Annotated in this window: 4 protein-coding genes; 1 reads left to right on the plus strand and 3 read right to left on the minus strand. The window is 40.2% G+C overall.

Annotation, left to right across the window (positions count from 1 at the left end):
- Positions 1-186: 186 nt before the first annotated feature.
- The 3 genes from MTBBW1_RS07585 to MTBBW1_RS07595 all read right to left on the minus strand — a co-directional run bounded on the left by MTBBW1_RS07585 (position 187) and on the right by MTBBW1_RS07595 (position 6,118).
- Entirely contained in the window at positions 187-2,388 is a 2,202-nt protein-coding gene (locus tag MTBBW1_RS07585) for a ferrous iron transporter B (RefSeq protein WP_139786698.1), read from the minus strand.
- Positions 2,389-2,407: 19 nt separating this feature from the next.
- Positions 2,408-4,753, minus strand: a complete 2,346-nt coding sequence (locus tag MTBBW1_RS07590) for a response regulator (RefSeq protein ID WP_080801487.1) — start codon at positions 4,751-4,753, stop codon at positions 2,408-2,410.
- Positions 4,754-4,885: 132 nt separating this feature from the next.
- Positions 4,886-6,118: a sensor histidine kinase gene (locus MTBBW1_RS07595; RefSeq protein ID WP_080801490.1), complete on the minus strand. Its 1,233-nt coding sequence runs from the start codon at positions 6,116-6,118 to the stop codon at positions 4,886-4,888.
- Between the two features lie 809 nt (positions 6,119-6,927).
- On the opposite strand from MTBBW1_RS07595, the gene MTBBW1_RS07600 reads away from it, so the two are divergent.
- Positions 6,928-9,792 (plus strand): PAS domain S-box protein, encoded by a 2,865-nt coding sequence (locus tag MTBBW1_RS07600; RefSeq protein WP_186441150.1) that lies wholly within the window; start codon positions 6,928-6,930, stop codon positions 9,790-9,792.
- The last annotated feature ends 164 nt before the right edge of the window (positions 9,793-9,956 follow it).

Genomic DNA, 9,956 nt, shown 5'->3' on the forward strand with positions numbered 1-9,956 from the left:
GTTAAAACTCCTGTTATTGATCATCCAGCAGATTTTCTTTTCAAGGTTTGACTGTAATGCTAATATTAATACTCGGCATCCTTCATATGAACCCAAAAGTACTTTACACTTTTTTGTGAGAAATTCTTGCCACTCAAAGTTTTCTCTCCGGAAAGTGTAAACTGGGAAATGAACCATGCCTAATACTCAAACAAATATCTTCAAAAGTACCCAGTTGAGCAATCCGGCAATCAAAAATGAGCTTACATTTATAATAATTGCCATACCAAGGGCACTTTTAAATTTCAATTCATGTATCATTGCCATAATATTCGCAAAACAGGGTATAAACATGGTGGTAATGGTTACGGCAACAATGCATTGGACAAAATCAAGTTTTCTGGCTGCAATCAGATTCATGATAAGGCCGGCTGCGGCCTCATGTCGTGCCATACAAAGGATTAATGCATCAACCATCTCAAGGGGCAGGCCCAGAAAGCCTTCAATGACAGGACTTAAAAAAATCTTGGAAGCATCAAGAACACCAACCCTGTCAAGGGTGAAGAGAGCCAGGGCAGCATAGATGAAAACCGGAAGTGATTCCTTTAGAAACCAATAAAGTTTATACCACGTCTTTACCAGAACTGCCTTTGGCTCCGGCATTCTTATACGGGGAAGCTCCTGTATGAAAAGGCACTGATCCTCTTTTTCCAGCAGAAGATTCAGCAGAAGACCTGCTGTCACCTCAACCACAAATAATACCGAAAAGACAATCAGAAATGCAGTGGTCCCCATCCTGCCAAGGATGCTCATGTTGAGTCCCATCTGGGCAGCACAGGGAATTGCAAATGCAATAAGATAGATGGCAATAAATTTTTCCCGTGGAGATTGAAGGGACTTTGTAGTCATTGTGGCCATGGTTTTACAGCCAAATCCCAGCACAAGGGGCATTACCGATGCTCCACTCAATCCCACTTTCTGAAAAAGCCTTCTTGTTAGTACTGTAAGATTGGGAATATACCCTATATCCTCAAGGGTGTTAAACATAATAAAAAATACTGACAAAATGGGAAGAACTGTTATCACGGCATTTGCCACACCAAGTGAGAGGACTCCGTAATCTCCTATGAGAAAATCATGCCAGAATCCTGTGGGAAGAAAAGAGACTACCAGCTCCTCAACCGGAACCCAAAGATGACTTTCCATCCAGGCGGCAATGTTGTTTGCAACATGAACAACCAGCAGAAACATCACATAGACAATGGCAAAAAGTACGGGAACACCCCAAAAAGGGTGACGGCAAATTCCTGCAACTTTCTGGGAAAAATCTTCCAGCTCAAGTTTCTGTCGGCGGACAACCTTTTCAACAACATCATCAATCCACCTATTTCTCTTTTTATTGATTTCAAGGCCAATATTGCCTTTAAAATGCTTCCTTATACTTTCAGCCTTACTGATAACAGGCTCTATCTCTTCTTTTGGATACAATCTTTCAAGCCCTGAGAGCACAAAAGGATCGTTCATCATAAGCAGAAAAGCCCAAACCCTTTTATGGGAAAGATTCTCAGGAAATAATGAATAAATAGCGGAAATACCATCTTCATAATCAGTATGAATATGGGAAAGAGAGGAGACATTAGATGAGTTGTGATGAGTCATTGTCTCAGCGGAAGTTCGGGATAAATCGTGATGACTCCTGTGTGTAGTTGAAACCCGAGATGAATCGTTATGATTCCCAAGTGTAGTGGAAATTCGGGATAAATCGTTATGATTCCCAAGTGTAGTGGAAATTCGGGATAAATCGTGATGACTCACAGGTGCTGCAGAAGTTCGGGATGACTCATAATGGTTTCGGGGTGCAGTGGTCAACGATTTATTATAATTAATAAAAGTGGCTCTTATGGCATTTTTAAGCTCATCCAGCCCCTGCCCTGTTGTGGCAACAGACTCCACAACCGGAACCTTCAAAATAGCCGAAAGCCTCTGGGAATTTATTACAATACCCTTTCTGACAGTCTCATCAATTGCATTTAGACAAATAATCAGAGGAATATTCAAATCAAGCAGATCAATTGTCAATGAGAGTGACTGCTTAAGTTGAGCAGCATCAATGCACTGAATTATCATGTCAGGCGAATCAAAAAGCAAAAGATCCCGGGTCACCATCTCAGATCTTGAATAGGTATTAAATCTGAATATACCTGGAGTATCAATTAATTCGTACTGCTCTATATCATTATCGCCATCTATACTAAATGGCATATTTTTTATATTAATTGTGGTAAAAGGACAGTTGGCCACCAGATTGTAGTCTCCAGTAAGGCCGTTAAATATCAGGGTTTTTCCAGTATTTGGAAGCCCAGCAACTGCTATTTTTCTTTTTATTTCAATATTCCCCGGGTTGTTCATAATCTCTCTTGTTATCAATCTACTCTTTCAATGAATCCTGAAATCTCTTCAACTCATGAACCATATCCGCCATAAACTCCATAAGAGATTCAAAAATAGAGACAGCATCACCATTTTCATTGTGCAGCATGCCGCTTCTGCCCATTTTCTCAAGTTCAAAAGCTATATCTGCTCCCTTCCTGCTGAAATGGGCAAGCATTCCCTTGAATGCATGTGCCGCACGTCTTAATGCATCAGCATCACCTTCATTAATGGCATTCTCAATGTCTTGTGTCTTGGGTTTCCAGTCATCAAGAAAAATATCAACAAGATGAACAGCAAGCTCACGATTGCCATCAATACGGGACATAAGTTTTTCAATCTCTATCAGCATCCCGCCATCTGCTTGATCGGGAACATCTTCACCTTCAATTCCGTCACCTGCTTTATCAGAAACATCATCTTCTTCAACTTCAATTCCAGAACCTGCTTTAGCAGAAAACTCCTCACCTTCAACTTTAATACCGCCACCTGCTTTAAAAGAAATAATCCCACCTTCAACTGCAATTCCGTCATTTTCCCTATCAAAAACCTCATTATTATCATCACGGTCATAAGGTTCAGATGCTTTTTCAGAATTTGCAGCAGAACAATATTTTTTAATGAGGGCAAAAAGCTTTTCAGGTTCAAAGGGTTTTGAAAGGTAGTCGTTCATACCAGCGTCTATGCATTTATCACGATCCCTCTGGGATGCATGGGCAGTCATTGCAACAACATGTACATCATGGTCAAGAACAGCAGAGTCAGGATCACGTATAATGCTCGTGGCTTCAAGGCCATCCATTAAAGGCATCTGTACATCCATCAAAATCAGATCAAATCTATTTCTTTCAAGCAGATCAATCGCCTCTTTGCCATTATTTGCAATTTTAACATTATAATCTGGCAACAATGCAACTATCAGTTCCTGATTAAATAGCTGATCTTCCACCAGAAGAATATTGCAGTCACCTCCACCAGATGTTGACACGGCTTCATCTTCCATCTGTTTTTCACATTTGCTTCCATTGTCAACCATTTTTCCACTATTGGCTTTTGCCATATTTGCAAATTCAGACACACCTTCAAACATTGGCTCATTGCTTATGGATATATTTTTTTCCGCTGACTTCCGGCAATTACATTTTCCATGAAAATCATTGTTAAACTCTTCCACAGGTTGTAATTTATCTTTTTCTACAGACTGCAATACAATATTGAAAGAAAAAAGCGAACCACTTCCCGGGCTGCTGGCAAAAAAGATATTACCACCCATCAGCTCCACAAGCTGCTTTGTTATAAAAAGCCCAAGGCCGGTTCCTCCAAATTTTCTTGTTGTTGAAGCATCAGCCTGCACAAATGGCTTAAAAAGATTTCCCTGTGCATCTTCAGGAACGCCTATCCCTGTATCCTGAACCAAAAATTTAATCTCAACACCACCTTCCCTGACTGCACCGGCATTGACACTAAGAGATACCTCCCCATGCTCGGTAAATTTAATTGCATTTCCCACAAGATTCAACAAAATCTGGGTCAGACGTTCAGCATCCCCGTTAAAAAAAGTTGGCAGCACCGGATCATAACAAAAATCAAGCGAGATCCCTTTTTTCCGGGCTGTTTCAGAAAAGGTCGCAATAATATTATCAATAATGGCACGCATATCAAAATCAGCCATGACAAGATTCATTTTGCCGGCTTCAATTTTTGAGCTGTCAAGGATATCATTTATTATGGACAAAAGATAGATTGACGACCTATGAATCTTGTCAATATACTCAAGATCCTCCCGAGCTATCCTGCCACGCTCATTTTTCATCAAAAGAGAGCTGAAGCCAATGATAGCATTCATGGGGGTACGTATCTCATGACTCATATTTGCCAAAAATTCACTTTTTGCCCTATTGGCAGCCTCTGCCTGCTCCTTGGCAGCAGAGAGACTCTTTTGTACCTGTTTAAGATCTTCGAGTACCATGCGCTCCCTGACAACCCTGTTAACACGTGCAATCAGCTCTTTAAGGGATATGGGCTTCTGAATAAAATCAGTAGCACCCGCATCAATGACATCTTCAAAGGTATAGTGATCAACATACCCTGTCATAACAATAACATGGGCATTATGTTTTTCATTAATTACAGATGCAAGCTCAATGCCGCTCATCCTGGGCATGTTGATATCAGTAATTACTATGTCAATATGATGGCTTTCGAGAATTTCAAGGGCTTTAAAAGCATTTTCCGCTGTAAAACAACCATAGCCCTCCTTTGCCAGTTTTGTGGCTATTAATTTTAAAACAGGTGATTCGTCATCAACGATAAGAATTTGACTTTTTATTGTTTTTTCAACCATGGGATGATCTCCACTACCATAAAACCGGCATACTTAATATCATTACAGAAATTATACACTGTCAGCTCTTAATTTTGAAAATCATGGTGCAAAAAAAGTGTAAACTGATAGATGAAAATGCCGATAAATCCATCAAATATTTTCTCCAATAGGAAGAGTTATAGAAAAAAGTGCTCCCCCATTCCTGCTGTTTTCAGCGGTCAGAGTTCCGCCATGATTTTTTATAATGCCCTGGGAGATGGAGAGGCCAAGCCCTGTACCCTCCCCAACTGGTTTAGTTGTATAAAAAGGATCCCAGATTTTATTCAAAGTCTCACTGTCAAGGCCTGTCCCATTATCCTCAACAGTCAGTTTCAGAGACTCACCATCCTTAAATGCACTTATTTTGAGCAAGCCCTGACCAGACACTCTGATTCTCATGGCATAGGCTGCATTGTTAAACAGGTTTACAAGTATCTGTTCTATCTGGTGGCGATCACAGAATATCCTGGGAAGCCCAGGTGCTATATCAATTACAGTTTTTACATGATTCTTCAGGGTATTGTGACACAGCAGAAGCGCATCATCAACAACTTTATTAATATCTGTAAGGGCAAAACTTGGCTTGTCCTGACGGGCATAAGATTTCAAACCACCTACTATACGGCGGATTCTCTGTGTCCCATCTTTAATTGCAGAAATAATGGATGGCATCTCTTCTATTACAAAATTTACCCTTTTAAACTGCTCTTCTCCTACCGGAAACCTCTCCTTTTTTTTCATTGTAACATCAAGGGTATCCATTATAACTGACCAGAATTTTTCAAATGTCTGTATGTTCCCACTGATAAATGTGGCAGGATTATTGATCTCATGGGCAATTCCTGCTGCCATGATACCAAGGCTTGCCATCCTGTCCGCATGAACAAGCTGCTCTGCACGCTCCCTTGCAAGCTCTTCCATCTGCCTTGCATAAAGCGAGACCTTTTTTTTCTCCTGCACAAGCTCCTTTTCAAGTGCAATTATCCTCATGCCGGCTTTTATATGGACATCAAGAATCTTTATATCAATTGGCTTGTAAAGATAGGCATCCACCCCTGCCTCAAACCCTGCCATGAAATCCTCTTTTTCAGAGCGGGCAGTCACCATTATTATATATACATAGCCATCCCTGTTTTTTTTCAGGCGAATCTTCCTGCATAGCTCAATGCCATCCATACCTGGCATTACCCAGTCTGAAATGACAATGCTTATGTCGTGAGAATTGATGGCAGCAAGAGCTTCATGACCATTAACAGCCTCTATTATATCATATTGATTTTTTTTCAATGCCATGGAGATAAGGGTTCTCTCCATTTTATTGTCATCCACCACAAGTACTTTCAACAGACCAAACTCCTGTTTTCCGTTTTTTTATGGCATCTTTCATTTGTCGGTTTACACTTTTTTTGAACCATGATTTTCATGATTAAGGGATTACCTTGATTTTTAATAGTGTTAATCCTTAAATCCTTTAATATTACCTTGATTTTTAATCGTGTTAATCCTTAAAGCCTTTAATCATGGTTCAGAATTTTTCAAAAAATGTAAACTAATTTTGAGTTGATATGAAGATGTCTTTTCTATCATAAAGTTTACCTCACCCACCTGGGCATCATTGTTCAGACAGTAGTGACAAGGCTCAAAAGAGAATAGGTGTCGGCTTTGAATACTTAGTTGTGGCATATGTGGCTACCATGGCTGTTTTATGAAACCCTTTCATAACAATGACGGGTTGAGAACATTCAAACAATTTATATATACCTATTTATACATAGTTGCTTTGTTTTGCAAGAGATGTTTTGATATGCTCCACATGCCCTGAATGACACAGTCAAGTAAAAAACCTTTGATATAAAAAAGATCACCATATGAAAAAGATCTCAGGGATAGGTAATCCTGCCTTATCCTGTAAATCCTGGCTATCCTGATTCAGACAATATCGACAAGGCTCAAAAGGTCATAGATGTAGTCTTTGGGTGTTAATACTGCTTAGACACTATTGAAGAAACTTCAAAGATCATGGATGTCGCCATTGAGCAGATAGAATCATCCCATAAAAACGATTTTCCTTAAAACGATCTATGTGGTAATAAATAGCAGTATCAAGATAATCAGAAAAACTCTCAATTTTTATAATGTCAGGAAATGAGTATATGTCAAGTCACAGCAAAAATGTGAATCCCATCTCCACAAACCATAAAAAAACCGATGAAACTTCCGGAGACCTTGAGAGAAGAATTACAACACTTGAAAACAAAATTGTAGAGCTTCAAGCTGAAAATAGAATTTTGAGCAAGGAGATAACCCATTTCAGAACCATTGCAGATTTCACATATGACTGGGAGTACTGGATATCTCCCGAAAGAGAAATGATCTATGTTTCACCATCATGCCAACGAATAACAGGCTATCCACCCGAAGCATTTATCAAAGCTCCTGATCTGATTATGGAGATTGTACATCCGGACGATCACCACATTTTTGCCGCACACCTTGATAGTGTTGGCATAAATGGAGAACACCCCCAGATATCTTTCAGGATAGTGAGACCATCCGGAGATATTCGCTGGATATCCCATCAATGCGCACCAGTTTTTGATGGGAATAATGTTTTTCTTGGCAGACGGGGAAGCAACAGGGATGTTACAGTAGAAAAACAAATAGAAGAATCCCTGAAAACAAGCAGGGAAACATTCCACGCCATGTTTGAAGGCATGTCAACCTGTGCCGCAGTTTACAATCCACTTGATGATGGGAAAGATTTCATAATCAGTGGATTCAATCGTGCAGCAGAACAGGCAACCGGTCTCACAACAGATGAAGTTACCGGTAAATCAGTAAAAACCGCTTTTCCAGGTGTTGTGGAGATGGGACTTTTCGATGTCTTAATGAGGGTCTATAAAACTTCCATACCGGAGCACCATCCTGTATCAAACTATGATGACCAAAGGCTTACACTGTGGGTTGAAAACTATGTTTATAAACTCCCCACAGGGGAAATTGTGGCTCTTTTTGACAATCTTACCTCCAAAAAACAGGGGGAAAAAGAGCTTGAAAAAAACATGAGACATCTCAAAGCGCTACACTCCATGAGCATTGCTTCTGCAATGAGCCTATCCATCGACACTGTTGTGGATGAGGCATTAGAACAGATAATGGACAGCCTTCAAACCGACCTTGCAATTATTTATCTCACCAACGGTGAAGATATGACAATTAAAGGGGTAAGAAGCAACCTTACAGATTTCAAAAAACTTTTGCACCACTCCCATAAAGCAGGGGAGTGCCTTTGTGGCCTTACTGTAACTCACAACAGGCCAATTTTTTCCCTTAACATCCATAATGATTACCGCTGCACCCATTTTGAATGCAAGGCTGCCGGCATCCACTCCTATGCATCGCTGCCCCTGACAAACAGAGGAAATCTAATCGGAGTTCTTGGGCTTGGTAGCCGTACAAAACGTAACTTTTCATTGCAGGAAGAGTTTTTACAGTCCCTTGCAGCACTTATATCAATGGGCATTGCAAACTCAATGCTCCATGAATCCCTTCAAAACCATGCAGAAAAGCTTGAAGATACTGTAAAAAAAAGGACAACAGAGCTAAAGAAATTCCACAATGCAGTGGAGCACTCTGCTGCATCCATTGTCATAAGCGATCTTAACGCCACCATTGAATACACAAACCCTTTTTTCACGGAAATGACCGGCTACTCATTTAAAGAGGCCATTGGCCAAAATCCAAGAATACTTAAATCAGGCAGGCATGACTCCTTTTTTTATCAAAATATGTGGAACACCCTGAAAGAAGGTAATACATGGAGGGGTGAAATATGCAACCGGAAAAAAAATGGTGATTTTTACTGGGAAGACGCAACAATTTCACCACTGCGGGACACATCAGGAGAGCTAACCCATTTTATTGCAGTAAAAGAGGATATAAGCCACAAGAAGCTTGCTGAAGCAGCATTAATGGAGTCTGAGCTTAGATACAAAACCATATTTCATAACAGTCGTGACGGCATTATCATTGCCGACCAGGTGTCAAAAAAATTTCTCATGGCAAATGAAGCTGCAATCAGCATGTTTCGTTATGACAATGAAAATGATCTTCTTGAAAAATCAGTTTTTGATATTCATCCCAAGCCAGACCTTCCCATGGTTGTTGAACAATTTAAGCTACAGGCCATTGGCAAGCTTAAATATGCCATAGATTTGCCATGTCTTAAAAAAGATGGCACCACATTTTTCTGTGACATAACATCAACACCATTGCAAATTGATCAAAAAAATTGTCTTATGGGTATATTTCGTGATGTCACAGAGAGGAAACTGCTAAAAGAGGCAAGGGAAGATGTTGAGAGGATCCTTCGACATGACCTGAAATCTCCCCTCAACTCCATTATAGGATTCCCCAAACTGCTACTTCAAAAAAAAGATATTCCAAAGGAGTATGAAAGATATCTGAAGCACATTATGGATGCCGGCCAGAATATGCTCAACATGATAAACATCTCTCTCACCATCTACCAGATCGAAAGAGGCATATGGCAACCTGCAGAAAGCAGCTTTGACCTTCTCAAGGTTCTCAATCAGTGCATTGCTGACACAAAATCCATGGCATCCAGCATTAATGTTGATGTCAATCTCACCATAAAGGATAGCATAGGTAAAGAGTGTCCCCATAGGCTCTTTGCATCAGGAGAAAATATGCTTGCATTTTCCATATTTTCAAACCTTATCAAAAATGCCATAGAGGCTTCTCACTCAGGGGATTGTGTCTCAATTTTAATTGAAAAAACAAAATGCAGTGGTGCCCATGTGACAATCCACAACAGGGGCACGGTTCCTGATAAAATCAGCAATCGCTTTTTTGACAAATATGTGAGCCACGGCAAAAAAGGGGGCACAGGGCTTGGCACATACAGTGCAAAACTTCTGGCTGAAGCTCAGGGGTGGTCAATTTCCATGACAACTTCTGAAAAGCAGGGCACTTCTATTTTTATCACAATTCCGTAAGTCACCACCTATTGTTCTATCAAGGTTTATTTGTCGGTTAAAAAAACACGCCCAATCTTTCCATTGCCTGTAAAATCACCCGACAGTTTAAACCTGAAGAAGCACTATTAAGCCCAGAAATTTTACGGATTGCTTCTGCATACTTTATTCTCAAAGCCGACAGC

The sequence above is a fragment of the Desulfamplus magnetovallimortis genome (genome assembly GCF_900170035.1).
In the GTDB taxonomy this organism is placed as follows: Bacteria; Desulfobacterota; Desulfobacteria; order Desulfobacterales; family Desulfobacteraceae; genus Desulfamplus; species Desulfamplus magnetovallimortis.

Bases quoted from the DNA above. Each gene is read 5' to 3' on its own strand.
- MTBBW1_RS07585 (WP_139786698.1), bottom strand. From the start codon at position 2,388: ATGAACAACCCGGGGAATATTGAAATAAAAAGAAAAATAGCAGTTGCT.
- MTBBW1_RS07590 (WP_080801487.1), bottom strand. From the start codon at position 4,753: ATGGTTGAAAAAACAATAAAAAGTCAAATTCTTATCGTTGATGACGAA.
- MTBBW1_RS07600 (WP_186441150.1), top strand. From the start codon at position 6,928: ATGTCAAGTCACAGCAAAAATGTGAATCCCATCTCCACAAACCATAAA.